This is a genomic window from Shewanella sp. 433 (assembly GCF_059338565.1).
Genome location: NZ_CM181703.1, coordinates 3,939,420 through 3,966,243, shown reverse-complemented (window position 1 = coordinate 3,966,243; position 26,824 = coordinate 3,939,420). Strand labels below are relative to the sequence as shown.

The 26,824-nt window shown below is 49.8% G+C and carries 21 protein-coding genes; 14 read left to right on the top strand and 7 right to left on the bottom strand.

Features of this window, described 5'->3' with window-relative positions; genetic code table 11:
* The first annotated feature begins 59 nt into the window (after nt 1-59).
* From rng to AC5YB1_RS17495, 8 genes are all read left to right on the top strand, one after another.
* The gene (gene rng / locus AC5YB1_RS17530) at nt 60-1,562 is read left to right on the top strand and encodes a ribonuclease G (RefSeq protein ID WP_494520205.1); all 1,503 of its coding nucleotides are present in this window, start codon (nt 60-62) and stop codon (nt 1,560-1,562) included.
* Nucleotides 1,562-5,827 carry a YhdP family protein gene (locus tag AC5YB1_RS17525; protein WP_494520204.1) on the top strand — a complete coding sequence of 1,422 codons (4,266 nt, stop codon included), beginning with the start codon at nt 1,562-1,564 and terminating at the stop codon, nt 5,825-5,827. The genes rng and AC5YB1_RS17525 overlap by 1 nt, the downstream gene beginning before the upstream one ends.
* Nucleotides 5,751-6,581, top strand: a complete 831-nt coding sequence (locus AC5YB1_RS17520) for a carbon-nitrogen hydrolase family protein (protein ID WP_494520203.1) — start codon at nt 5,751-5,753, stop codon at nt 6,579-6,581. Before AC5YB1_RS17525 ends, AC5YB1_RS17520 begins: the two co-directional genes overlap by 77 nt.
* 64 nt (nt 6,582-6,645) lie before the next feature.
* On the top strand, nt 6,646-8,094 hold the full coding sequence (gene tldD, locus AC5YB1_RS17515; protein WP_494520202.1) for a metalloprotease TldD: 1,449 nt from the start codon (nt 6,646-6,648) through the stop codon (nt 8,092-8,094).
* Between the two features lie 240 nt (nt 8,095-8,334).
* Nucleotides 8,335-9,789, top strand: coding sequence for a TolC family protein (locus AC5YB1_RS17510; protein WP_494520201.1), 1,455 nt, complete (start codon nt 8,335-8,337; stop codon nt 9,787-9,789).
* 2 nt (nt 9,790-9,791) lie between these two features.
* Nucleotides 9,792-10,763, top strand: a complete 972-nt coding sequence (locus tag AC5YB1_RS17505; RefSeq protein ID WP_494520200.1) for an HlyD family secretion protein — start codon at nt 9,792-9,794, stop codon at nt 10,761-10,763.
* A 4-nt stretch (nt 10,764-10,767) separates the two neighbouring features.
* Complete coding sequence (locus AC5YB1_RS17500) at nt 10,768-11,937, top strand: ABC transporter permease (RefSeq protein WP_494521674.1); 1,170 nt, start codon at nt 10,768-10,770, stop codon at nt 11,935-11,937.
* Nucleotide 11,938: 1 nt separating this feature from the next.
* A complete protein-coding gene (locus tag AC5YB1_RS17495) occupies nt 11,939-13,081 on the top strand; it encodes an ABC transporter permease (protein WP_494520199.1) in 1,143 nt (380 codons plus the stop codon).
* A 134-nt stretch (nt 13,082-13,215) separates the two neighbouring features.
* On the opposite strand, the gene yjgA is transcribed toward AC5YB1_RS17495, so the two are convergent.
* Nucleotides 13,216-13,755, bottom strand: coding sequence for a ribosome biogenesis factor YjgA (gene yjgA / locus AC5YB1_RS17490; protein WP_475515688.1), 540 nt, complete (start codon nt 13,753-13,755; stop codon nt 13,216-13,218).
* Between the two features lie 140 nt (nt 13,756-13,895).
* Here yjgA and pmbA point away from each other — a divergent pair, with 140 nt between their 5' ends.
* The 6 genes from pmbA to AC5YB1_RS17460 all read left to right on the top strand — a co-directional run bounded on the left by pmbA (nt 13,896) and on the right by AC5YB1_RS17460 (nt 21,614).
* Nucleotides 13,896-15,236, top strand: coding sequence for a metalloprotease PmbA (pmbA, locus tag AC5YB1_RS17485; protein ID WP_494520198.1), 1,341 nt, complete (start codon nt 13,896-13,898; stop codon nt 15,234-15,236).
* Nucleotides 15,237-15,404: 168 nt separating this feature from the next.
* Nucleotides 15,405-15,746: a metalloregulator ArsR/SmtB family transcription factor gene (locus tag AC5YB1_RS17480; protein ID WP_110455718.1), complete on the top strand. Its 342-nt coding sequence runs from the start codon at nt 15,405-15,407 to the stop codon at nt 15,744-15,746.
* Between the two features lie 55 nt (nt 15,747-15,801).
* Nucleotides 15,802-16,845, top strand: coding sequence for an ACR3 family arsenite efflux transporter (gene arsB, locus AC5YB1_RS17475; RefSeq protein ID WP_494520197.1), 1,044 nt, complete (start codon nt 15,802-15,804; stop codon nt 16,843-16,845).
* 32 nt (nt 16,846-16,877) lie between these two features.
* Nucleotides 16,878-17,888, top strand: a complete 1,011-nt coding sequence (locus tag AC5YB1_RS17470) for an ArsJ-associated glyceraldehyde-3-phosphate dehydrogenase (RefSeq protein ID WP_494520196.1) — start codon at nt 16,878-16,880, stop codon at nt 17,886-17,888.
* A gap of 15 nt (nt 17,889-17,903) precedes the next feature.
* Complete coding sequence (gene arsJ / locus AC5YB1_RS17465; protein WP_494520195.1) at nt 17,904-19,136, top strand: organoarsenical effux MFS transporter ArsJ; 1,233 nt, start codon at nt 17,904-17,906, stop codon at nt 19,134-19,136.
* A gap of 1,110 nt (nt 19,137-20,246) precedes the next feature.
* On the top strand, nt 20,247-21,614 hold the full coding sequence (locus AC5YB1_RS17460; protein ID WP_494520194.1) for an alanine/glycine:cation symporter family protein: 1,368 nt from the start codon (nt 20,247-20,249) through the stop codon (nt 21,612-21,614).
* Between the two features lie 61 nt (nt 21,615-21,675).
* On the opposite strand, the gene AC5YB1_RS17455 is transcribed toward AC5YB1_RS17460, so the two are convergent.
* From AC5YB1_RS17455 to AC5YB1_RS17430, 6 genes are all read right to left on the bottom strand, one after another.
* Nucleotides 21,676-22,770 (bottom strand): ABC transporter permease, encoded by a 1,095-nt coding sequence (locus AC5YB1_RS17455; protein ID WP_475516909.1) that lies wholly within the window; start codon nt 22,768-22,770, stop codon nt 21,676-21,678.
* Nucleotides 22,763-23,728 (bottom strand): ABC transporter ATP-binding protein, encoded by a 966-nt coding sequence (locus AC5YB1_RS17450; RefSeq protein WP_494520193.1) that lies wholly within the window; start codon nt 23,726-23,728, stop codon nt 22,763-22,765. The genes AC5YB1_RS17455 and AC5YB1_RS17450 overlap by 8 nt, the downstream gene beginning before the upstream one ends.
* A complete protein-coding gene (locus AC5YB1_RS17445) occupies nt 23,728-24,675 on the bottom strand; it encodes an HlyD family secretion protein (protein WP_494520192.1) in 948 nt (315 codons plus the stop codon). The genes AC5YB1_RS17450 and AC5YB1_RS17445 overlap by 1 nt, the downstream gene beginning before the upstream one ends.
* A 205-nt stretch (nt 24,676-24,880) precedes the next feature.
* Entirely contained in the window at nt 24,881-25,054 is a 174-nt protein-coding gene (locus AC5YB1_RS17440; protein WP_494520191.1) for a hypothetical protein, read from the bottom strand.
* 372 nt (nt 25,055-25,426) lie between these two features.
* Entirely contained in the window at nt 25,427-26,119 is a 693-nt protein-coding gene (locus AC5YB1_RS17435) for a TorF family putative porin (RefSeq protein ID WP_494520190.1), read from the bottom strand.
* Between the two features lie 297 nt (nt 26,120-26,416).
* Entirely contained in the window at nt 26,417-26,689 is a 273-nt protein-coding gene (locus AC5YB1_RS17430; RefSeq protein WP_119977178.1) for an HU family DNA-binding protein, read from the bottom strand.
* Nucleotides 26,690-26,824: the final 135 nt, after the last annotated feature.

Below are 26,824 nucleotides of genomic sequence, written 5' to 3'. Positions count from 1 at the left end.
CAATTAGCTGTAGTGTTGGGAATAACGCTAACGCCTTAAATTAGAGTAAGTGAGTAGTCATGAGTCACATTGTCAAAAACAGAGTGCAGCGTAAGATTGGTTCTGAGTTATTGATCAATGTGACGCCGACCGAAGCCCGGGTCGCCCTGGTTGAATATGGCATCTTGCAAGAGGTGCATATCGAGCGGCGCATGAAGCGTGGCTTGGTTGGCAATATCTACAAAGGCAAAGTCAGCCGTGTATTACCCGGTATGCAAGCCGCCTTTGTCGATATCGGTTTAGATAAAGCCGCCTTCCTGCATGCCTCTGATATTGTGCCCCATACCGAGTGTGTCGCCGATGTAGAAAAAGGCAACTTTGTGGTGCGTGACATTGGTGAGCTAGTCCGTCAGGGGCAAGATATTATGGTGCAAGTGGTGAAAGATCCCTTGGGCACTAAGGGGGCGCGTTTAACCACAGACATCACCCTGCCTTCGCGTTATTTAGTCTTCATGCCGGGTTCAAGCCACATTGGGGTATCGCAACGCATCGAGTCTGAAGAGGTGCGTGCCCGCCTAAAAGGGTTAACCGAGCCTTTTGTTGATGAAGATGGCGGCTTTATTATCCGCACCGCCGCCGAAAATGCGGGCGAGCAAGAGCTAGTGCAAGATGCCGCCTTCCTACGTCGTGTTTGGGGTAAGGTCAGCGAGCGCCGTAAACGTCCTGGCGTGGCGCTGTTGTATCAAGATTTAGCGTTGCCGGTGCGTATTGTACGGGATTTTGTCGGCACCGAACTGGACCAAATTCAGGTGGATTCGGGCCAGACCTATGAAGAGCTGCTGCAATTTGCCCAAGAGTTTATGCCGGAGATCGCCGAGAAGATTGAGCACTACTCGGGTCGAGTGCCCATTTTTGATCTTTATGATGTCGAAAATGAAGTGCAGCGCGCCCTTGGGCGCAAGGTCGAGCTAAAGTCTGGTGGTTACTTGATCATAGATCAAACCGAAGCCATGACCACGGTCGATATCAATACTGGCGCGTTTGTCGGCCATCGTAATCTTGAAGAAACCATTTTTAACACCAACCTCGAGGCGACCCATGCCATTGCCCGTCAGCTGCGGCTGCGTAATTTAGGTGGCATTATCATTATCGACTTTATCGATATGCTTAATGAAGACCACAAAAAACGGGTATTAACCACCTTAGAAGCCGCCCTAGCGACCGATAGAGTAAAAACCAATGTCAGTGGTTTTTCAGGCCTTGGCCTAGTCGAGATGACCCGTAAACGCACCCGAGAAAGTTTAGAGCATGTGCTGTGCGGTGAATGCCCGGTTTGTTTAGGTAAAGGTACCTTAAAAACGGTGGAAACGGTTTCTTATGAAATTTTCCGTGAGATCATTCGCCTCGACCGTGGCTATGATGTCGATGAGTTTTTAGTCTATTGTTCACCAGCGGTGCACACCAGTTTAACGGGTGAAGAGAGTCATTTATTAGCTGAGCTGGGCGCCTATATCGGTAAGCGGGTGCGGCTGCAGAGTGAGCCTATGTATGCGCAGAATAAATTTGATGTGGTGATAATGTAGTGTCACGTTCATTTTGTCCCCGTAGCTTTGGCCGTTTATGCTGGCAAACGTTAGCGATTATTTTGGTGGTGTTTGCCCTTAGTGTGAGCTTGTTTCGTGGTTTGCTCCCCAAGCTGGATCAGGTGCGTCAGCAGCTGGTCAGCTATATCGAACAAGAATACCAAGTCGTGGTTAATGTCACCGAGTTGACGGCTGAATGGCAGGCGTTTGGGCCAGCGATGACGGTTAAAAACTTGGTGCTACCACCGCAAAATAATTTACCTTTTACTTTAGTGATCAAAGATGTGCATGTGAAACTCGACTTTTGGCAAAGCCTAGTGTCGGCCTCACCACAAATTGAGAATGTCATTTTTGAAGGGGTGCAAGTCGCCCTAAATATCGATCAATTAAACTCAAGTGCTAGCACTAACGCAGCATCGAGTGGGCCTGCAGCCAATACCGACTGGGTATATAAGTTGCTATTAGAGCAGCTCGATAGGTTTGCCATTACCGATGTTAAAATGCAGCTACTCAGCGATGGACATCAATATCCGCCTATCCATATCAATAATTTGCGCTGGCGCAATCTTGGTGACTCTCATCGTGGCCAGGGGCAACTGTTTCTCGACCATGGGGCCTCCGAGGTCGAGCGTTTATCACTTCGTGTCGATATTAATGGTGATGGGAGTCGCCCCGATGAATTGGTCGGCCAACTCTATGTTGCCGCTAACGCGTTAGATCTCGGTGAATGGGCTTCAAAACAAGTTAATCCTTACGATAAAAACCGCAGTTTACCGCTTGAAGGAGTGGTGAACTTACAGGCGTGGGCTAGTTTTGCACGGCGGCAAATTACGTCTGCCACTATGGCATTTACCCCTAGCTGGTTACAGTGGCAGCTAAATGGTGAGCAGCAAAAATTTGAGATCCAAGCGGGGCAATTTAATTGGGCCCCTACCAGCCAAGGTTGGCACTTAACCAGTCACAATTTAGCCTTTGTGACTAATCAGCAAGCGTGGCCAGAGCTTAATGTCAGCCTGAGTCAGCAACAAGATCGCCTACAAGGGGCGATCAATCGGCTCGACGCCAGTGTGCTGCTGCCGCTGCTGCCCTTGGTACCGGGTATGGAGTTGGCTGGGCTTAATACTTGGCAAGCGATGTCGCCCAGCGGCTCGATTGTCGATGCGCGCCTCGAGTATGAGCTTAACCAAGCTGCGCCCGCGCTGCGTTTTGCTGCCAAGGGACAACAGCTGGCTTGGCAATATGAGCAAGGTATCCCGGGCAGTGGCCCTATCGATGTCGTGCTTGGCCTTGATGGTACAGACCTGTATGTGTCGTTACCTAAGCAGGATTATCGCATCGACTTTGATAGCGGCTTTGCTGAGCCGCTGCGCCTAAGTGGTGAGCCAGCAACCGTTAAGTATGATATGGACAAGGCGGCGCTGATCGCCCCGCGTTTACAGCTTGCCAATGCCGATTTACGTCTCGACGCCGGCCTAAAAATGCAGTTTGTTGATAAGGCACACTTGAGCTTGCTGGCCGATGTGATAGTGAAAGACGCTGCCAATGCTAAGCGCTACTTTCCGCAGCATGGCATGAGTAACACCTTAATCGATTACCTGACTGGCGCCATTAAGGCTGGACGCAGTGACGATGCCAAGGTGTTATGGCATGGCCCCTTAGCCAACTTCCCTTATGACGATAACAGTGGTGTGTTTCAGGCGGGATTTACCCTGCAACAGGCGCGTTATCAATTTGTGCCCGATTGGCCCGAAGTGGACGCCTTGAGCTTAAGCGCCTTATTTGAAAATGCGGCCATGGATATCTGGGTCGAGAAGGGCAAACTACTCGATGTGGTCGCCGACGGTACTCATGTGGGCATTGCCCGCATGGGGAAGGAGACTGTCTTAACCGTCAAAAGTGATCTGCACACCCATGGCGATGCGGCAACCGCCGTATTGTTACAGTCGCCACTCAGAGATAGCGTTGGTGCCACGCTTGAGGTGGTGCAGGTGCAAGGCGAGGTCGATGCCAAGTTGGACTTGACCATTCCCTTGTATGACGGTGGTCAAGAAGATATTCGTGGCAGCGTATCCTTTAACCAGACGCCGGTGTACATCAGTCAACCCGGCGTACAGCTCAATGATGTGACGGGTAAGATCTATTTTGTCAATGAAGTGGTCACGGGCGAGGCCATTACGGCGCAGTTATTCGATCAACCCATCTCTTTGAGTTTCGACACTGGTAAGGTTAACCAGAATTACGGGTTAAACCTGGATATGCTGGGGCGTTGGCAGCTCGATGGTTTATCGCCCATGCTAGACAACCCCTTGAGTGACTATTATCAGGGCAACCTCGATTGGGTTGGCGCGCTCACATTAATTTTCGACCCCTTGGGTTATCGCATGCAAGCGCAGATCAGCAGCGATCTTAAGGGCGTAAGCCTTACCTTGCCCGGCGATTTTGCCAAAAGCGCCGACACTACCACCAACCTATCCCTTGAACTCATCGGCGATAATAAGCAATCGTCACTGGGAGCCAAACTGGGGGAGAAACTCGAATTTTGGGGCGGTTTCAATGAACAATCGGCCGGCCAATTAGCTCATTTTGACCTGCTACTGGGGCGCACCTTCAAGCCCGGAGATGAATTACGCCGCGATAAAGGTCACCTGCAACTGGATCTGCCCGAGACCGATTTTGTGCAGTGGCTGCCTATTATCCAAGCATTGATAGCGGCCGTGCCCGCCAGTACCGATGAACTCGATACGGCCATGGCTAAGGCCTTAACGCCAGAGTCATCAACGGCTCAATCCCCACAAATAGATCCTGATCATAGCATCGCCTCAACCTTGATGAGCGCCGAGATAGTGGAAGATAAGGCGGTCGAGCGTGGATTTTTTCCTGCGCTTATCTCTCTCGATGGCAACATAGATAAATTATTGTTATTTGGTCAGCCGCTGACCGATTTGGCGTTGCAAGGTCACACCACAGAGCATGGCTGGCGTTTTGAGGGGCAAGCCAAAGAGTTTTTAGGTCGCATCGATTTTTACCCCGATTGGGCCACCCAAGGAATCAAGGTGGTTGCTAGTCATTTTGACTTTGCTGTGGCGACTCAAAGCGAGTCGTCAGCGGCGAATTTTACTCAAGACACCGTCTTGAACCATCTGCCGCCATTGGCCATCGATGTCGATGAATTTAGTGTGTTTGATAAGCCTTTAGGTCATCTGGTGTTGCAAGCCTCACCTGAAAATGGCAATTATCAAATTCAGACGATCTCGCTCACCACTGAAGGTATCACCTTTAAGGGCAAAGGGGCTTGGCTTAATCGCGAACAGCAAAATCGTACCGAGTTTGAACTAGATCTTAAGGCTAACACCTTCGATGAGGTGTCAGAACGTTTAGGCATAAATACAGGGCTTCAAGAGTCGCCCGTGGCGCTGCAAGCCCAGTTATCTTGGGCCGGTGCACCTTATGCGTTTTCGTTAGAGACCTTAAATGGCCAAGTGAACTATCAACTAGGTAAAGGTCATCTGTCGCAAGTCAGTGATAAAGGCGCGCGGATTTTCTCGCTGTTTAGCCTAGATTCTTTGCTACGTAAGCTGTCGCTGGACTTTTCGGACGTATTTGGCAAAGGGCTCTATTTTACCTCTTTTACTGGCACGCTTAAGATAGACAATGGCGTGGTTAAAACCACAGATTCTGAGATGGATGCCGTGGCCGGTAATATGCGGGTGCGCGGTTATACCGACCTGACCACCGAAAGCTTAAATTATGATATTCGCTTCGTGCCGCAACTGGCCTCCAGTGTACCGACTGTGGTATTACTGAGTACTGGCGGTTGGACCTTAGGCTTGGGGGCATTTGCCTTGACCAAGGTGCTAGAACCTGTGATTGAGGTGATTTCAGAAATCCGCTTTAGGCTCACAGGTACCATGTCAGAGCCTAAGCTCGAAGAACTCGAGCGTAAGAGTAAAGAGATAGAGATCCCCGAGTCTGTGCTGCCAGAACATCTGCGCAAGCAAGTGGTGCCCAAGGCAACGTCGCCTACCACAATGGAAGACGAGGCGCCGATTGAGACTAACGCCGCAGGAGTTGAGATCCCACAGCCAGCGGTTGAGGCGCGGCCAGCGTTTAATGAGTCGCCCAAACCGATAACACAGCAGGGCAATCTTTCCAGCGCCAATTCGACCCGTGATAACAAGGAGCCAGTGTATGCAGGTCAGCTTATTACAATGTCAAAGCAGCCGCGATGTCAGCGAAAATCTTCAATTTATCGACGAGCAGCTTAAGCTATTAGCGCCGAGTGCGCAGCCACATCTAGTGGTGTTACCCGAGTGTTGTTTGTTGTTTGGTGGCCATGAAAGCCAGCAACTCGCCTATGCAAGTACTGACCAGCACAGCCCGCTAAAGCAGGCTTTGGCGCAAAAAGCGGCGCAATATGGGGTTTATCTGGTGGCCGGCACGATACCGATTTTAGCCGACGATGGACGGGTTTATAGCCGCAGTTATCTGTTTGATGATAAGGGCGCTACGTTAGGCCACTATGACAAGCTGCACCTGTTTGATGTGGATGTGGCCGATGGCACTAAAAGCTATCGCGAAAGTGAGACTTTTTGCCCAGGAGAGCGGATCACTGTGGTCGATACACCTTTCGGTAAAGTCGGTATGGCGATATGCTACGACCTCAGATTTGCCGACCTGTTTCGCGCCATGCGAGAGATGGGCGCCGAGATCATTGTGCTGCCTGCGGCGTTTACTAACGTCACTGGCAAGGCACACTGGCAGCCCTTGTTGCAGGCGCGGGCGATAGAAAACCAATGTTTTGTCTTGGCTGCGGCGCAGTGGGGGCAACATAATCAGGGCAGTCGCGAAACCTGGGGTCACAGTTGTGTGATAAACCCATGGGGCGACATAGTGGCACAGAAAAATGAGCAAATCGGGTGGCTGTCAACGACTATCGAGCTGGATGAGCTAGCGCCTATTCGCCGTGCCATACCTGTGGCTAAACATAATCGGTTTAGCGTGCCTAAGCTCAGATCCTAAGCGATCTGGGTATTGAATGAATCATGAAATAACTCGCACAAGGCGAGCTAAAGAGAGAGTATTAATGCCATTTTTAACCCAAGTAGAACAGAGCTTATTGCAAGATGGATTGTCGCTTGATCAGTTGCAAGGCTATTTAAATAGCATTCATCAGCATCAGGTCGATTTTTCTGATCTCTATTTTCAAGGCAGTCGTCACGAATCTTGGGTATTAGAAGATGGCATCGTTAAGGATGGCAGTTTCCATATCGAACGCGGCGTGGGTGTGCGGGCGATCTCAGGTGAAAAAACCGGGTTTGCTTACGCCGATGAAATTACCCCTAACGCCTTAAACGCGGCCGTTGAAGCGGCGCGCGGCATTTCGGCGGCGGGCAACAGTGGCCAAGTTAAAGCCTGGAAACGACAGCAGGTGCAATCGCTGTATCAAAGTGCTGACCCGATCGCGGCCATGGAAGAGGTGAAGAAAATTGCCTTACTTAAACAAGCCGATGCCTATGTGCGCAGCTTAGACAGTCGCATTATTCAGGTGGTCATTAGCCTCTCTGGCGTCCATGAGGAGATCTTAGTTGCCGCCAGTGATGGCACGCTTGCAGCCGATATCCGCCCCTTGGTGCGCTTCAACTGTAGTGTGATCTTAGAGCAAGACGGTAAACGTGAACGCGGTGCCAGTGGTGGCGGTGGACGTCATGATTATCAGGTGCTATTTGATGCCGATGAGACCGGCTTACCTTACTGTTTTGGATTTGCCCGCGAAGCGGTGCGCCAAGCCTCGGTGAACCTAACTGCCATCGATGCCCCTGCTGGTGAAATGCCTGTGGTGTTGGGCGCAGGTTGGCCGGGCGTGTTACTGCATGAAGCGGTCGGTCATGGCCTAGAGGGTGACTTTAATCGCAAGGGCAGCAGTGCCTTTAGTGGCAAAGTGGGGCAACAGGTGGCATCTAGCCTAGTGACGGTGGTGGATGATGGCACCATAGTTAATCGTCGTGGTTCACTGAGCATCGATGATGAAGGGGTGGCGACCCAAAAGACAGTCTTGATCGAAAACGGTATCTTAAAAGGCTATATGCAAGACAAGCTCAATGCGCGCCTAATGGGCGAACAATCGACGGGCAACGGTCGCCGCGAGTCTTATGCCCACCTCCCTATGCCGCGTATGACCAACACATACATGGAAGCGGGTGAGTCCGATCCGAGCGATATCATTAAGTCGGTAAAAAAGGGCATTTATGCGCCTAACTTTGGCGGTGGTCAGGTGGATATCACATCGGGTAAATTTGTTTTCTCGGCTTCTGAAGCTTATCTCATTGAAAATGGCGAAATAACCCAAGCCATTAAAGGCGCAACCTTGATCGGTAATGGGCCAGAGGCCATGGGGCAAATTTCTATGGTGGGGAATGATTTGGCCCTCGATAAAGGGGTTGGCGTGTGTGGTAAAGATGGCCAAAGCGTGCCCGTCGGGGTGGGGCAGCCTAGCCTTAAACTGGACCGCTTAACCGTGGGTGGTACCGCGTAAGGTATTACTCATTCGAGCTATGTTGATCTGGCTCAGGCCACAATAGCGTAATATGAGTCGGTCAATCGGATAGGTAAAGCGTACCTAACGCTCAACTTCATTCATACAGAGTGATAGTCTGAATGAAGTTGAGCACAGATGCAGACAGTATCGAGTGTGTTTGTGCCCATCTGGCTACTACTTATATGGGATGGATGTTAACATCCACCAAGGATTAGAGTTATAACTCTAGAGGGGCCAATGAAATATTTAACCAGCATATTGTTATCACTGTGCGTGAGCAGCGTTATGGCACAAACTGCGCGTCCAGTGTCAGACACTGCCGCTCAAACTACTCAACCTACAGCGGCTCAAATTGATGCCGCTAAGGCGCTTCAATTTGCCGATGCGTGGCAACAACTGCTGAAGGTCAGCGACAAGCTGCAAGCCAGTGAGCAACAAGTGAATCGGGCGACCGCGCAGCAAAGCGCCACCGACTCGCTGAACTTTCCCTCTCTCTCTGTGAACGGTAGCTATACCCGGTTAGAGCAACCCATTGAGCTGGATCTGCGCGATCTAAATCCGTTGGCTAGCCTCGACCCCGGCAGTTTACCCCCAGCCTTAGGTGGGGCGATTGGTGCCATTCCCGGATCGTTGTTTGTGACCCCCTTTACCGAACAAGATATTTTTCGCGCTAGCCTACAGGCGATGTGGCCTATCTATACCGGCGGGCGCATCACTGCGGCGCAAGCGATTCAAGCTGCCCACGTGGTGGAAAAACAGCAAGAGCACCAACTGTCGACTCGCGATCTGTTTGTGCAGCTGGTGGAGCGATATTACGCCGTGTCGGTGAGCCACGCGTTAGCCAGTACCAAAGGGCAGTTGGTTGAATCGCTCACCGAGCATGCCGAGCATGCGCTTAAGTTGGAGCAGCAAGGACAAATTGCTAAGGTCGAGCGCCTTAATGCTCAGGTCGCATTAGAAAATGCCAAGGTCGATCACGCTAGTGCTCGACGTCAGTTAGAGATGACCCAAATAGCCTTGTCGCGCATGTTACATCAGTCCTCGGTCGATACCGCATCGCCCTTGTTTTTGCTGCCAACGCCGCCCTCTTTGCCGCAATTAAGCCAACTGATGCTGGCTCAGCACCCGGCGCTGAAGCTACTCGAAGCGAAAGAAGCCCAAGCCCAAGGGCTTATCGATGTAGAAAAAGGCGGCTATCGGCCAACGGTGTTTTTGTACGGTAACTATACCCTGTATGAAGATGACAGCCTGTTTGCCAAGGTGGAGCCCGACTGGATGGTGGGTGTCGGGGTGAAGGTGCCGCTATTAAGTCGTGATGGTCGCAGTGGCAAGGTGGAAGCCGCTAAGAGCGCACTATTACAGGCGCGCTACACAAAGGCGCAGACGCAACAGGACTTGAGCCTGCTGCTCGACCAGAGTTATCGTCAGCTACAACAGGCTGAAGAGGAGGTGAAGTCTTTAGATCTGTCTTTGTCTTTAGCTCACGAAAATAAACGCTTACGTGATTTAGCCTTTAGCCAAGGATTATCTACCTCCATTGAAAAGGTCGATGCCGAGTTAAAACTTAGCGCCGTAGCCACCCAGCAATTAGCGGCGCGTTACCGTTATGTGGTGGCTTATGCCAAGCTCATGGCGGTCAGTGGTCAGTTAGATGAATTTATCGGTCGCGCACGCGGCGCACAGGAGAAATAAACATGCGCACCAATCGAATTGTAGCCATTGTGGCGTTACTGGCCTTGGTGGCTATTTTAGCTTACGGACTGACCTTGGCTTACACCCCAGTGCCCGAGCGCTTGCAGGGACAAATTGAGGCGCGTGAATACAATATCTCCTCCAAAGTTCCGGGCCGAGTATCGCAGGTGTTAGTGCGCCGTGGCGATAAGGTGGCTAGTGGCGATCTATTGTTTGCCATCGATAGTCCAGAACTCAACGCCAAGTTGATGCAGGCGCAAGGTGGGCGCGATGCCGCTAAGGCCAAGCAGCAAGAAGCCGATAATGGCGCACGTAAGCAGCAAATCACCGCCGCTAAAGAGCAATGGCTTAAAGCCAAGGCCGCCGCAACGCTGGCGCAAACTACCTATCAACGTGTAGAAGCCCTGTTTGTTGAAGGGGTATTGGCTCGACAAAAACGTGACGAAGCCTTTACCCAGTGGCAGGCGGCAAAGTATACCGAGCAAGCAGCCTATGCCATGTACCAAATGACCGACGAAGGGGCACGTGAAGAGATTAAAGCGGCCGCCGAAGGTAACGCTCGGATGGCACAAGGGGCGGTTAATGAGGTGAGTGCCATTTTAGCCGACAGCCAGATGCGTTCACCCAAGTCGGGTGAAGTCAGTGAGGTGTTACTGCAAAGTGGCGAGCTGGCCCCGAGCGGTTTTCCTGTGGTCAGCATTATCGACATGCAAGATGTGTGGGCGATTTTTCAGGTACGCGAAGATCAACTCAAAGACTATAAAGTCGGCCAACAGCTAGAAGTGCAGATCCCGGCCTTAGGGGCCAGTTACCCCTTTACGGTGGATCACATTAGTGTGCTGGGCCATTTTGCCACGTGGCGCTCGACCGAGAGTGGTCACGATTTTGATATGCGCACCTTTGAAATGGAGTTGCGACCCACTGAGCCGATTGCCGATTTGCGCGTCGGTATGACCACCCTGTTGGTGCGTTGATGTGATGCCCTTTAGGCAGCTTTTACAACGAGAGTTAAATGCGCTGTGGCATGATCCTTGGCAGCTGGCGCTGATCAGCTATATCCCACTGCTTGGGGTATTTGGCCTGTGGTGGCTGTTTAGCGCAGGTGTGCCACGTGAATTGCCTGTGGCCATTGTCGACCAAGATCAAAGCCAGCTTAGCCGCATGCTGGTGAGGCAAATTCAAGCCAACTCTGTGATAAAACCGCTGCATTACCCTGATGTGCTGCAAGCAAAAGCCTCGATGCAGCGTTCAAACACTTATGCCATGGTCGTATTGCCTTATCAACTTAACCACGACCTATTGACGGGCCATCAGCCGACTATCGATATTCGTTATAACGGCCAATATTTATTGGTGGGAAAATTGCTTTCAAGCCAACTGCAGTTGACTCTTGCCACAGCACTGCAGCAAAAGGCGCTGATTAAGCAGCTCGCAGCGGGTGTGCCTATGGCTCAGGCTGAGATCAATATCAATGCCCTTAGTAGCCAAACCAGCGCCTTATATAATGCTAACAATAATTATGTGGTATTTTTACTGCCACCCGTGCTACTGGCGTTGCTGCAGATCATCGCCATGTTAGTGTTTGCCAACTCACTCAATCGTGAGTTAAGTCTCGGGCATCCACAGCCTTGGTGGTCATTGGGCACCTATCGAGTGATCGCCGTTAAAATAGGGCTGTATATGCCACTACTCTTATTACACAGCGCGGTGATTTTCAGTCTTTTATATCGTTATTTAGGCTTACCGCTGGCGGGAGACAGCTGGCAGCTGTTGTTGGGGCTATTCGTGATGCTGCTGGCAATCTGGTTGTTGGTGTTAACCATTTTTTGGCTACTACAAGACAGTGCAAGAGTGATCAGTTTTTGTACCGCGCTCTTTGCACCGGCGTTTGCCTTTATGGGGGTGACCTTTCCCACCCAAGAGATGCCGATATTGGCCCAGTGGTGGCGTTTGGTGATGCCATCGAGCCATTATATCGACACTCATATTGGCGTGGTCAGTTATGATCAGACCAGCACGATACTCGTGCAGCAACTGGGCAGCTATTGGGGCTTTTTACTGTTATTGCCCTTAATCGTTTTCCTCAAGTCTAGAGCCCAAGCTTCGGCCACGGCTGTCGATAATCTGGCTCACAATGAGGAGCGCTAATATGAACTTTGGCGCATTGATCTGGGCTGAGTTGAAATCAATCGTGACCGATAAGGCCATCGCTATCACCCTCTTTGGTGGTGTGCTGTTTTATGCTGTACTTTATCCCTTACCTTATCTCAATGAAGTGGCGACCCTGCAGCAGATAGTGGTACTTGACGCCGACCACTCTAGTTTGAGCCGGCGTTTGATCCGCCATGCTGACGCTAACCCTAAGTTAGATGTGGTCGCACAGGTGACGAGCATCAATGAGGCCAAGGCGATGATTGTCAGTGGCAAGGCCCATGGCTATTTAGTTATTCCCGAGGGCTTTAGGCGCGATTTACTGCGACAAGAAGGGGTGACGTTGGCCTATGGCGGCGATGCCAACTATTTTCTGATCTACTCGGCGATTATTGAGGGGTTAACCGCCGCGGGGATCGATGCGGGTAAATATGTGCAGTTTAATGGTCTACTGGCCCATGGTCGCTCGGCTAAGCAGGTTGAGCGAGACTTAAATCCGATTAAGCTCAATAGTGTGCCTGCATTTAACCCATCACTAGGCTATACCGCTTATGTGGTGCCTGGGGTATTGCTGTTAGTGCTGCATCAAACCTTGCTTATTGGCGGCAGCATTTTAGGCGCGGGCCAATGGGGGCGACAAGGTTACTGGAGCGACATGAGTCCGCTGCAATTGATCGGCGCGCGCGTTACCACCCTTGGTCTCATCTATAGCGTAATGACTAGCTTTTACTTTGGTTTTTGTTACTACTGGTATGGCGTGAGCGTGCAGGGAAAATTGTTGCAGGTGGCGCTGTTTTTGGTGCCTTTTATCTTATCGACTGCCTTGGCTGGAGTGGCTTTTAGTTGTCTTTTTAGTCGTCGAGACTTGCCAACGCAAACTTTGTTACTTGTCTCTATGCCCATTCTGTTTGTGTCTGGTTTTGTATGGCCGCTGGAGCTGATTCCTGCGCCGCTGATTGGGTTGTCGCAGTTGATCCCGGCTGTGCCGTCAATCCAAGGTATATTGCAGCTTAATCAATTAGGCGCCAGTTGGGCGGATGTGGTGCCTCGGTGGTGGCAGTTGTGGGCGCTGGCGTTAGGGTATCTACTGCTCGCCTATGTTGGGGTGCGTTATCGACTCAATCGCGCTGTGGCTCACTGAGCTAAATCGTTTAGGCTGTGGTAAAAAATAATAAGCCCGCGAGTAAGCGGGCTTATAAGTTTAGAGATGATATGGCTATGATAACTCAAGATATATGGATAGCTTGAGCGATAAACGTCAGCAAAACCGTAACCTTATTCGGCGGTTTCTGCCTTGATATATTTCACTAGCTCAAGGGCTGACTTTGAGGCTTGCTCTGGTTGTTTTGCCAGCTCTTTGTTTGCTTGTCTCACTAATTGGCGCAACTTTTGTCGCTCTAGCGTCGGGTGCTGCTCGATTAAGGCTTGAATAGCATCATCGCCACCAGTTAACAGCTGATCTTTTGTCTTTTCCGCCACATTGATTTTTGAGCTCTCATTGCGGTTTTGGTTAAGCACATTTTTAAGATCGCTTTGCAGTACATTAATATCGATATTACGCATTATCTTGCCAATGTATTGCAGATGGCGACGATAGGCTTCGGTATTGATGCGGATGGTTTTAGCCTTGAGCACGTTGTCGTATAGCAACTCATCCAGATCCAGCTTATCAATCTGGCTCTTACTGAGTGCAACTAACTGTTTACCAAGCTCTTGGTAAATCGCGATTTCTCGCTTGGTTTCAGCTCTACTGACATATTCTTCGTCATGGTCAAAGGGCTGTTTAAAATGTTCTGAGTCACCAACAATATTCATAATCAAAAATCTCTAACAAAAACTCCCCTAATAATACCATTTCATTGGAATATCGCCTATTGGGGACGGCAGTTATTTAATGTGAAAGCCTAGCGGGTTTGTTATGCTACAGCCATTATTGACAACGAAAGAGTAGATTTGTGCCTTCTTCTAGCATTGAACTTGAACTGGATTCATTAAAAGACGCCGTTGCTATGGCATTAGAGTATGCCGCTACATTGGGTACCACAGGTGCCGAAGTCGCGATTAGTAAGCAGCAAGGCTTATCGGTATCGACTCGTCTAAAAGAAGTTGAAACCGTTGAGTTTAATAAAGATGGCGCCTTGGGCATCACCCTGTTTAGGGGCGGCTGCAAAGGCAGCTCATCTACGTCAGATTTAAGCCCTGAAGCGATCCGCCGCGCCGTTAAAGCCGCCGATGATATTGCTAAATTTACCTCAGAAGATCCTTTCAATGGCCTTGCCGATGCCGACTTAATGGCTAAACATATTGACGATCTTGAGTTGTACTATCCGCATGACACGACCCCAGCAGAGCTTGAATTACTCGCCGCGCGCGCCGAAGAAGCCGCATTAAGCGCTGACGCTCGTATAAAAAACTCCGATGGCGCCAGCGCTAATGCCCATACCGGTGCTAAAGTGTATGGCAATAGCCACGGTTTCTTAAATGGCTATGTCAGCTCGCGTTACAGCCTCAGTTGTGTAGTGATTGGTGAGCAAGAAGGCCAGATGCAGCGTGATTATGATTACACCATAGCGCGCAAGTTCAGCGACCTGTGGACGCCAGAAACTGTCGGGCTAAAAGCGGCTGAAAAAACCGTTAGTCGACTGGGTGCACGTAAGATAGCGACCACCAAGTTACCGATTCTGTTTGCCCCCGATGTGGCAACTGGCTTGATGGGCCACCTTGTAGGGGCCATCAGTGGCGGCAGCTTGTACCGTAAATCAAGCTTTTTGCAAGACGCCATCGACACACAAGTTTTCCCCGATTGGTTTAACATTGCCGAGCAACCGCATCTAAAAGGGGCGCTGGCCAGTGCTTTTTATGACAGTGAAGGCGTGGCGACCATTGAGCGTAATATTATCAGTCAGGGGATCTTATCCACCTACCTGCTGACCAGTTATTCGGCGCGTAAACTCGGTTTAACCAATACGGGCCATGCGGGCGGCATCTATAACTGGACTTTAGGGCACACAGGGCAAACCTTCGATGAACTCATCAAGCAGATGGGCACAGGCTTAATCGTGACCGAAGTGATGGGACAAGGGGTTAACGGCGTGACGGGCGATTATTCTCGCGGCGCGGCCGGCTTCTATGTCGAAAACGGGGTGGTGCAATACCCAGTAGAAGAGATCACTATCGCGGGTAATCTTAAAGATATGTACCGCAATATTGTGGCGGTGGCTAAAGATCGCGATATGCGATCGTCTATCCGCACCGGCGGTATCTTACTCGACGAAATGAAGATAGCCGGTAACTAGCTTATCCGCAGTCCATTTCCCCCAAGCGATGAATCAGCGAGTGCCAAGGCACTCGCTTTTTTTTGGCCTAAAGGGCCCTAACGCAGAATAAATCGACTGCCAACTTGAACATATGAAAATCCATATATATGCTTAAGCATATGTAATATGTCTGTGTTGGAGCCGTGTATGGCCACTGGGATTTTTAAAGCGCTGTCCGATGAAACTCGATTACTCAGCCTGCTGCTGATTTACGGTCAGGGTGAGCTGTGTGTGTGCGAGTTAATCTGTGCATTGAATTTGAGCCAACCCAAAATATCGCGTCATCTTGCCCAGTTGCGTAAAGCCGAACTGTTGAGTTCTCGTCGCCAAGGCCAGTGGGTGTTTTACCGTATCAATCCGGCATTGCTGCCATGGGTGCATAATGTTATCGAGCAAACTTGGCAGGGTAACCCTAACTTAGTGGCGGCGGCACTGGCCCGTCTAGATGCGATGGGGCAGCGCCCTGAACGTATTAAGGCATGCTGTTAAATCAGCTGAGTCAGGCAAGTTAAGATTAAATACTACAGCAAGATAGGTGAACAGCATGGGACTCTTTGAACGTTACTTAAGTGTGTGGGTTGGTTTAGCGATTGGGTGTGGCGTGGTGTTGGGCCATTTTTTTCCGGCGCTGTTTGCCCTTATTGCTTCATTAGAATATGCCAGGGTCAACTTGCTGATCGCGCTGCTAATTTGGTTGATGATCTACCCCATGATGGTGCAAATTGATTTTACGGCGGTCAAAAATGTGGGCAAAAGCCCTAAGGGATTGGTGCTGACGCTGGTGATTAACTGGCTGATAAAACCCTTTAGCATGGCGCTACTTGGCTGGTTATTTTTTAAGGTTTTCTTTGCCAGTTTAGTGGATGCGCAAACCGCTAGCGAGTATATCGCAGGCATGATTTTGCTCGGCGTTGCCCCCTGTACGGCGATGGTGTTTGTGTGGAGCCAGTTGACCAAAGGCGATCCTAACTACACCTTGGTACAGGTATCGGTTAACGATCTTATTATGGTGTTTGCCTTTGCCCCCATCTGCGCTTTTCTGCTTGGGGTGAGCGATATTCAGGTGCCTTGGCAAACCCTGTTAATCTCTGTGGGGTTATATGTGGTGCTGCCCTTAATCGCGGGAGTGATAACACGCCAGTGGTTAAATCGCCGCGGCGGCTCAAAGGGGGTTGATGGCTTTATTGGTCGCATTAAACCTTGGTCGATATTGGGTCTTCTCGCCACCGTCATACTGCTATTTGGTTTGCAGGCCAATACCATATTGGCGCAGCCACAGAATATTGCCCTGATTGCCATTCCGCTGCTTATCCAAACCTATGGCATCTTCTTTATTGCCTACTTTGCCGCGAAAAAACTCACTATTGCCCAAAATGTCGCGGGTCCTGCGTGCATGATCGCCACCTCTAACTTTTTTGAACTCGCCGTTGCGGTAGCTATTTCACTGTTTGGCCTGCATTCTGGCGCGGCGTTAGCCACTGTGGTTGGCGTGCTGGTTGAAGTGCCGGTGATGTTGTCGTTAGTGGCATTTGTTAATCGAGATAAAGCAAAATACCAGCGGGCCATTGGCGCCGCATCTAAACATTAACCGAGCAGAATTGCCCTTTTCAGGAGAGTAACATGACAATTAAAGTCGGCATTAACGGTTTTGGCCGCATGGGGCGTTTGGCGCTTCGGGCCGCGTGGGCGTGGGACGATATTGAGTTTGTGCAGATTAACGATCCCGCCGGTGATGCGCTTACCTTAGCCCACCTCTTAACATTTGATTCTATCCATGGTCGCTGGTGCCATGAGGCGATAGCTGAGGGGAGCGATATTGTCATTGGCGATAAACGGATAGCGACCAGTATGAATAGCACTATCGCCGCCACCGACTGGTCGGCATGCGATGTGGTAATTGAAGCCTCGGGTGTGATGAAAACCACAGCCTTATTGCAAGCCTATTTAGATCAAGGTGTTAAACGTGTGGTGGTGACGGCGCCTGTCAAAGAGGCGGGCGTACTGAATATCGTCATGGGGGTTAATCATCAGCTGTATGATGCCGCTAAGCATCCTATCGTCACCGCTGCGTCGTGTACGACCAATTGTTTAGCGCCAGTGGTGAAAGTGCTGCATGAGCAGATAGGCATAAAACATGGCTCGATGACCACCATTCATGACATTACCAATACGCAAACCATCTTAGATGCGCCCCATAAAGATCTGCGCCGTGCCCGTGCCTGCGGTGAATCGCTTATTCCGACCACCACTGGTTCCGCCACCGCGATCACCCATATTTTTCCTGAGCTTAAGGGGAAACTAAACGGCCATGCGGTCAGGGTGCCATTGGCTAACGCCTCCATCACTGATTGCGTGTTTGAGATGCAGCGCCCTGTCACCGTCACCGAGGTGAACGACCTATTTAAACAGGCGGCAGCAGCTGAGCTTAACGGTATTTTAGGCTATGAAACGCGCCCGCTGGTGTCGGTGGATTACAAGACAGATCCGCGCTCAGCTATCGTCGATGCCTTGTCGACCATGGTGATCAACGATACTCAGCTTAAGCTGTATGTTTGGTACGACAATGAGTGGGGCTATGCCAATCGCACCGCCGAGTTGGTCAGAATGGTCGGGCGTATAGACAAAGCGTAGTAGTAAGGATATTAGATGTTCGCCACAATTCGCGCATTGCCGTTTGAAATACGCCAATACCTCATTGTCACTGGAAACTATTGGGCATTTACGCTTACCGATGGCGCGCTGCGCATGCTGGTGGTGCTGCATTTTTATCAGTTAGGCTACTCGCCGCTGTCGATTGCCATGCTATTTGTTTTTTATGAGATTTTTGGCGTGGTGACTAATTTAGTGGGTGGTTATCTTGGCGCACGTCTTGGGCTTAATCGCACCATGAATATGGGGTTAGGGCTGCAAGTGGCTGCGCTGGCAATGTTACTGGTGCCCAGTGTTTGGCTCACCGTACCTTGGGTTATGGCAAGCCAGGCTTGCTCTGGGATCGCTAAAGATCTCAATAAAATGAGCGCCAAAAGCAGCGTAAAAATGCTGGTGGCTAAGGGCGATGAGGGCAGGTTATACCGCTATATTGCCCTGCTAACGGGCTCTAAAAATGCCCTCAAGGGCTTAGGGTTTTTCTTAGGGGGCGCGTTACTGTCACTGCTGGGGTTTAGTGGTGCCCTAGGGTTAATGGCAGCACTGCTGGGCATTGTGTGGCTGCTCAGTATCGTTAACCTTAAGCAAGACTTAGGCAAGGCTAAAAATAAGCCCAAATTTAGTGAGCTGTTTTCTAAAAGCCGCTCAATCAACATCTTATCTGCCGCACGCCTGTGTCTGTTTGCCGCCCGAGATGTGTGGTTTGTGGTGGCGCTGCCGGTCTATTTAGCCAGCCAGTTTGGTTGGGGCCATGCGGCGGTCGGCGGCTTTCTGGCGCTGTGGGTGATAGGCTATGGCGCGGTGCAGAGTATCGCCCCCAAGCTCACAGGCCAGAGTCGCACTGGCTTGAGTGTCGTCAAGGTGCCTGATGGAGGCACCGCACTTAAGTGGGCGAGCTTGCTGACATTGATCCCAGCGAGTATCGCGCTGCTGATGACGTTGTTTGCTGCGCCTTATGCGCAAGCGACGTTACTGATAGGTTTGTTGATTTTTGGCGCCGTTTTCGCGGTAAATTCCGCCTTACACAGTTATCTGATCGTCAGTTACGCCAGTGACGATGGCGTGTCGCTCGATGTTGGTTTTTACTATATGGCCAATGCCCTTGGCCGCTTGCTAGGCACCTTGTTGTCGGGCTGGGTGTATCAGGCATTTGGGTTGATGGCCTGCCTGTGGATCTCGACGCTATTACTGGGATTAACAGCGTTAATCAGTGTATGGCTACCCAGGCGATAACCTTGAAATAAAGGTTATCGCCAAAGGGGGTTCTCCATGCCATGAAAACTTAGCATTTATACTTTTTGATTCAGCAGAATTTCGCTGAGTAGGAGTTGCTTAAGACCTAGGCTATTCGTTTCTTTACATCAACAAATCACATTGATATTGTTATCAAAAGGTTAATGTTGTAAGGTGTTGTCCGCAGCGCTAGTTTATAACTAGCTAGACTGATAAGGAAGTCAATGATATGAAAAGAATCGATACAAAATTTAACGTGGTTTGGACGCTTATTATTTTTTTTGTTTACAGCTTAGACTACTCAATATTTAGATATACCCCTCATTCTCGCGAAAACGATACCATTTTCAACAACATTGATAATCCGCTAGTGGCATTGTGTGTCTTGCTCTTGAATGCCATTTTGATGGTATCTGTCATAAGTAAACTTTTCATGGAAATATGGAATAGGCTTATTCGTGATTTATTAAGTATTGGATATATCAGTTTTGCTGAATCATACGCACTCTGTTTTTTGCTACTAGAAATTATACGCGTATAAATAACTGCTGCATCATTTACGGTAGCCATTAGATCACGTGATTTCGTCTTGTCCCCTTGTTTCGTGGGGCAGTTCCTGTCAACTCAACTCTAGTCTTCGGCTCATATGATATTCTTGTTCAGCTGCTCGCATTCTTCATCACTAAAAAGGCTTGCGGCTTCCTCTAGACCGGTCCTCGCAGAAATAAAGGTTTAACTTAAAACACACTTACCAACCGCCACTAATCTGAAGAAAAATGGCAATACTTTCATTCAAAGGGCAAGATTCCTGTGTCCATAACCTCCGCACAAGATCAAATCGAAGAGGTGATAACTCGGTGGATGTTGCTCTAGCGTAAGCCACTTAGACCCTAACGCTAAGGAGCTGCATAACGGTCCTGTGGCGCTTGACAAACATTACCATGTGACTTGCTTATTCGCCATTAAACTAGAGATCGCAACCTCTTGTGTTGTTTCAATTTGTTAACATTCCTTGCTTTCATTTTACGTTGCTTTCGTTGTACTCTGAGGTGCAGTCAATCAATAGTGGCGTAGATCACCAAAAATAACGATAAAAATGACGAGGTTTTAATGGAAGGTATTACAGAATTTGTCAGTATGATCAATGGGGTTGTGTGGGGTGTGCCCATGCTGGTGATGATCTTGGGCGTGGGCTTATTTCTCTCCTTTGGCTTGAAGTTAATGCCGATTTTAAAGCTTGGGACTGGCTTTAAACTGCTGTGGTCTGGACGCATTCCTGATAAAGATAAAAACATGAAGGGCGAGATCAGCCCGTTTAATGCCTTGATGACCTCGCTGTCGGCGACCATAGGTACGGGTAATATTGCTGGGGTGGCGACGGCCATTTTTATTGGCGGCCCTGGGGCGTTATTTTGGATGTGGTGTACCGCCCTCGTGGGAATGGCGACCAAGTTTTCTGAGGCGGTATTAGCGGTTAAATACCGCGAGGTAGACGATAACGGTAACCATATTGGTGGCCCTATGTACTACATCAAAAATGGTCTTGGCAGTAAGTGGGCGTGGCTGGGTACGGCGTTTGCCTTGTTTGGTTCGTTTGCCGGTTTTGGTATTGGTAATACGGTGCAGGCTAACTCGGTCGCCGATGCGTTAAGCAGTAACTTTGGGGTGCCCAACTGGGTGACAGGGGCTATCTTAATGGTGTTGGTTGGCGCTGTATTGATGGGCGGTATTAAACGTATTGCCGATGTAGCGGGTAAGTTGGTGCCGTTAATGACGGTGTTTTATATTGCCGCTGGGCTGGCAGTGCTGGTGGTATATGCCGATGAAGTGCCTGCCGCTTTTGCATTAATTATTCATAGCGCCTTTAATCCGGTGGCCGCTCAAGGTGGCTTTGCTGGTGCTGCGGTATGGGCGGCGATCCGCTTTGGTGTGGCGCGCGGCGTGTTTTCGAATGAAGCGGGTTTAGGTAGTGCGCCCATTGCCCATGCGGCGGCGCAGACCAATAATCCGGTGGCCCAAGGCTTGGTTGCTATGCTGGGCACCTTTATCGATACCTTAGTGGTATGTACTATCACGGGGTTAGCGATTGTGGTGTCAGGAGCATGGACCTCGGGCGAAAATGGCGCGGCCTTGACCTCATTTGCTTTTTCTCATGCCTTGCCTATGGGCAATTATATTGTAGCGATCGCACTGTCGGTGTTTGCCTTTACCACGATTTTGGGGTGGAGCGTTTACAGTGAAAAGTGCGTGCAGTATTTATTAGGTGTTCGTGCGGTTAAGCCCTTTAGGCTGATTTGGGTGTTAGTGGTGCCGTTAGGCGCGGTGAGTTCACTGGACTTTATCTGGTTACTGGCCGATACCCTTAATGCCATGATGGCGATCCCTAACCTTATCGCGCTGTCGCTGTTGAGCCCTGTGGTGTTTCGTCTCACACGGGAATACTTTATTAAGAAGCGTCAGCAAGAAGCACAGGCGTAAGGGCTGTCAGGCTTCGTTGTTGATTAAGCGCCTTAGGGCGCTTTTTATGTTTAACAATGGGTTAATCGAGCCGCTTAGTGAAGCGTAGTGATGCGACTATGATCCCCAGCAGGGTAAAGCCAAGCAGCCAGAGGGTGTCAAATGGCAGATCGCTCAATTGGCCGCCGCGCAGCACTATGGCGCGGATAATACGCATAAAGTGGGTGGCGGGTAGGAGTTCAGCTATCCATTGTGCGGGTTTAGGCATGGCTTCGAACGGAAACATAAAGCCCGACAGTAAGATGGTCGGCAAGATAATAAAGATGGTCATCTGCATCGCTTGCAGCTGGGTTGTCGCGATAGTGGAGATGATCAAGCCTAAGGTAAGACTGGCAGCAATAAACAGTAAGGTGCCCAGTAATAGCTGTGCAATGGTACCGTTTAAAGGCACATCAAAAATCAGATGCCCGAGCCCCAAGATGATGCTCATCTGGATAAGCCCCACAACAATGTAGGGTAAAATTTTACCTAGCATCAGCTCCAGTGGTTTGATGGGGGTGGTGATCAGCAGCTCTAGATTGCCTTTTTCTCGCTCACGGACGATGGCCGCCGAAGTAAATAAGATCATCGTCATAGTAAGAATAACGGCAATTAAACCCGGAACAATATTCACCGCCGAGCGTTGCTCTGGGTTATAAAATAGGGCGACTTCGAAGGTGGGGGAGCTGGCTAGGGGCTGGTCGCTGATTTGCGCTAATGGCATGTTACGCAGTTGGCTGATTGCGGCGGCCACCATGGTATCTGATCCATCGATGATCCATTGGCCGATAGGCTCGTTATTGGCCTGTTTATGTTCAAGATTAGGCGGCAAGATCAGCGCGGCGCGCACTTCGCCGCGGGTAATGGCAGCCTCGGCAGCGGTGGCGGTGGCGTAATAGCCTTCGATAGAGACGACTTGCGAGACCCTGATGGCCTCGACAATCCAACGCCCAGTTACCGAATCACTCTGATCGACCACCACAACCGGCACATTGCGAACATCTGTGTTGATGGCGTAGCCAAATAATAGCAATTGGATCAACGGGATCATCACTATCATGGCGAAGGTGATGCGATCGCGTTTAAGTTGACGGATCTCTTTTATGGTGATTGCTTTAATGCGTCTTAGGCTAGCCATGAGTGTCATCTGGCGCTCCTGCATTATGCTGATGTTTGCCTGTAACAGTGACAAACAGATCTTCTAGGCTGGCATTCACATGGCTGATATTGCGCTCATCGAGCGTGCTGCATTGCTGCTTGATCCATTGACATGGGTCGTTAATATCTTTATTTATCAATACCCTTAGCCGATCGCCAAGTTGGGCGGCGCTGCGTACCTGGCTTAATTGGCTGAGCTGGCTTTTCAATTGGCGCAAATTGTTAGCGCTTACCTCAAGTACATTTACCTCCATCTTTGCCAGTAAAGCTTGCGGATTGCCATTGGCGCGCATGTGTCCCTGCTCCATTATTGCCAGCTGGTGGCAGCGCTCGGCTTCATCCATATAGTGGGTGGTGACTAAAATACTGGTGCCTTGCTCTGAAAGATCAAACAGCTGCTCCCAAAAGTCGCGGCGATTCTGAGGATCGACCGCCGAGGTGGGTTCGTCGAGAAACAGCAGCTCTGGGTTGTTAATGCAGGCGCAGGCCAATGCTAAGCGCTGTTTTTGGCCACCACTTAAGGTGGCAGCCAGTTGATTTTGCTGAGGGACTAAGTTGTAGGTCGATTGCAGCTGGTCAATTTTACGTTTGCAGTCATTGGGGCTGAGGCCATAAATATCGGCGATAAAGCGCAGGTTTTCCTTTACCGTTAAGTCGTCATAGAGGGAGAATTTTTGCGTCATATAACCAATGCGGCTGCGCAGTTGCTCCGCCTGCTGTGGGATCGTTAGCCCAAGGCAGATGATAGTGCCATGAGTGGGGGTCATCAGCCCGGTGAGCATACGTATAGTGGTGGATTTACCGCAACCATTGGGGCCTAGAAAACCGTAAATATGCCCTTGCGGTACCTGTAGATTAAGATTGGACACCGCCTCAAACTGACCAAACTGCTTGCTGATACCGCGGGCATCGATCGCCAATTGACTGCTTGGGAGCATCAGGGTAACTCCACCTGTACGGGGATGCCGCTGGGCAGTTCGGCGGCGTCAGTCAGGGTAAATTCTGCTAAATAGGCTAAGCGCGATCTGTCCTGTTGGTTAAGTGCGTAGTAAGGCGTGAAGGCGGGATCTTTGCTAAGCCAGCGCAAGGTGCCTGTCAGTGGTGTATCAAGGCCATCGACATAGACATTAAGTTGCAGCCCTAAATGTAACGTCGCCATATTGGGCTCGGGGATATAAACCCGCGCATAGGGGGCGTTGTCGGCTTGTAATACGGCCACCACCGTATTACTTGGCACCCGCTCACCGACATTAAAGGGCAGACTGTCGAGGCGCCCATTACGGGTTGCCACTATGCTGAGCTCTGCCAAGGTTTGTTGCGCCAGTTGCAAGTTAGCGGCCGCAGCGTCCATGGCTGCCATTGCCTGTTGAATATCTTCTTGGCGCACACCGACCAGCAGTTTACTGAGGTTTTCGTCAGCCACATGCAGCTCGGCTTCGGCGCGATCGCGATTAGCGATCGCTTGGTCAAGTTCCGATTGGCTCACCAGTTGCTGTTGCTTGAGGCGATAGATACGTTGATAGGTTTTGTCTGCTTGTACCGTGGCCGCGTTAGCGCGCTGTACATTGGCTTGGGCACCGGCGATATCTTCGGGGCGCTCGCCATTGGTGAGACGTAGCAGGTAGGAGCGTGCTTGTTGCCATTGAGCATCGGCTATCGCCACCTTGGTTTTAGCTTTACGGCTATCTAGCTGCACTAGCAGATCGCCCTGTTGTACTAGGCTGCCCTCGTTAATCGGTTGCGCGGTGATGAGTTCTGCGGCGGTGGCGCGCAGTAAAATACGATCGCGCTCAAGGGTGCCTAGCGCCTGTGCTGGTGAGTTGGGTTGACAGCCTGCAAGGCTGAGTAAGATAAACACCAGCGCGGTGTTGTAGATGTGATTCATTTCAACCTCGTCAGCACTAGGGTGAATTAATAATCAATATGTTATTTAAGATAGCACCCTTTAACGGTTAGCCATATGGGGATTGCTCACAGGGGCGTCAGTTATATTGAAGTCGATAATGTACTGTGAGGACTGCGCTTTAGGGGCGAGGTATATCGCCCCGAGATGTTTGCTTTGGTCTATCTTGGACTGGCCTTTGGTAAATTCAGTAAAAATCACCTCCCATTGCCCGCTTAAGCTGCGCCTGTTCGAGCAAGGCTTCTAAGCGTTTTTTTACTTCGCGTCTATGTTGTAACTCGCAAGCCGCCTGAGGATTTTTAGGGGCGGTCATGGCTTCAATCTCTGCATCATTGGGAATAACATCACGTAATTGTGGCATAGCGAATTCCTTCATCACTGTCATTGAGTACCACGCAGCACTTAGGGTGTGCCTATCGGTACCACAAGCTTTGGCTAGCACATGAAGCCAAAGCGATAGTTATCGGCGCTACGTAATGCTTTAGCTGATACCTCAATGAGTTAGCTGCACATTAGTGAGCGCTAATGAGAAAGGTAGCAGGGAGTTTAGGAGCATTTTGAGATCGGCTTAACACAATTGCATTTATATCTATGGGTGAATAATGCTGTGAGTGTTATCCTATTTTAATAATTTAGATTTTGATTTTATTCGTTTTAATTGTTCTCAAAATTACGCCGCTCGCAATATTAGCGGCGGCGCATCTAGTAACAGATCACACATTTGCCCTAAAGCTTATAGATCAAAACTATAGCTATAACCTATCACCACTTTAGGGTCGTCATTTTCAAGGTCGGTATCGCTGATCAAGAAAGAGAAGCTGCCCACATCTGTGTCTTTGCTGAGCGCAATCGAGTAATCGCTATAGCTGTCTTCATCAAACCAAGCGGTCACCACATCACCACTGGAGTAGCCATAATGCACGGTTAACGACAAGCTGTCTGATAGTGGCCATGAAGCCGCCGCATCCACATAACTCATATCGTCATTATCTAGTGGTGCACTGGCGACATCGTCATCGGCATTAACCACATAAGAGTAACTGAGGCTAAACCATTTCCAGCTGAGCGCGGCTTTGAGTTCGCCAAAGTCAACGCTAGCGTCGCTATCTGGGTAGGCATAATAGAGATAGCTGACATCGTAACCCAGATCGTCAGTGATGCTCCCTGCATAGCCGCCATAGAAATCAATTTCGTAGCTGGTGTCATCGCCAAAATCAACATTAGACGCCCAAGTGCCTAAGTAAAAGCCGCTATCATGTTCGTAATCCACTCCGCCTTGCACGGCGACGCCATCATTGGTTTGTGTCACGCCGCGCCATAAGTAATTGGAGGTCATTCCCGCATTAGCAGTGACGGCTGCGCTGGCGGGCACGGCTAACATCATGGTTGCTGCGAGCAGGCTTAGGTTTCGAAGTGCTGTGTTCATACTCATTCCTTTTTATTGGTATAGGGATACTACCTAGCCGTATTATTATGAGTATTGTTAGGTAGTGCTTACGCCGTTGCTAACCCCATGCCAATAATTTATATGTTTATTTTCAGGGTCTTGTATTTATAAGCTGTGATAGCATGAACCAAGATGGGGACTGTTGAGATGTAGAGGCACTGTATTGGTGCAGCTGTAATGCTAGGCCATTAAGTAACCGATAATAAACAGTGCCTTAATATAAGGCATAAAAAAACCTCCTAAATGAGGAGGTTTTTTATAGAGGTAAAGCCGATTTTAGTTAACGCTATCTTTTAGTGTTTTACCTGCTTTGAACTTAGGTACTGTCGCTGCAGGGATTTGAATTTCCTTGCCAGTTTGTGGGTTGCGACCAGTACGTGCAGCGCGGCTTGTTGTTTCAAAAGAACCAAAACCAACAATAGAGATTTTCTCACCGTTCTTCATCGCTTCCGCTACGGTTTGTTCGAAAGATTTTAATGCACGTCCAGCTTCAGCTTTAGTCAGTTCAGCACTTTCAGCTATTTTTGCAACCAGTTCAGTTTTATTCATTTGGATAGTCTCTTCTTTCCATAGATTTAGTAACACCAATTACATTAGGTACTTGCAATTGCTGGAACTAACATGCCATAAGCAACCCTATAATGAAAGCGGTTTTATGTTGAACAATGGGGGTTTAGCTCAAAA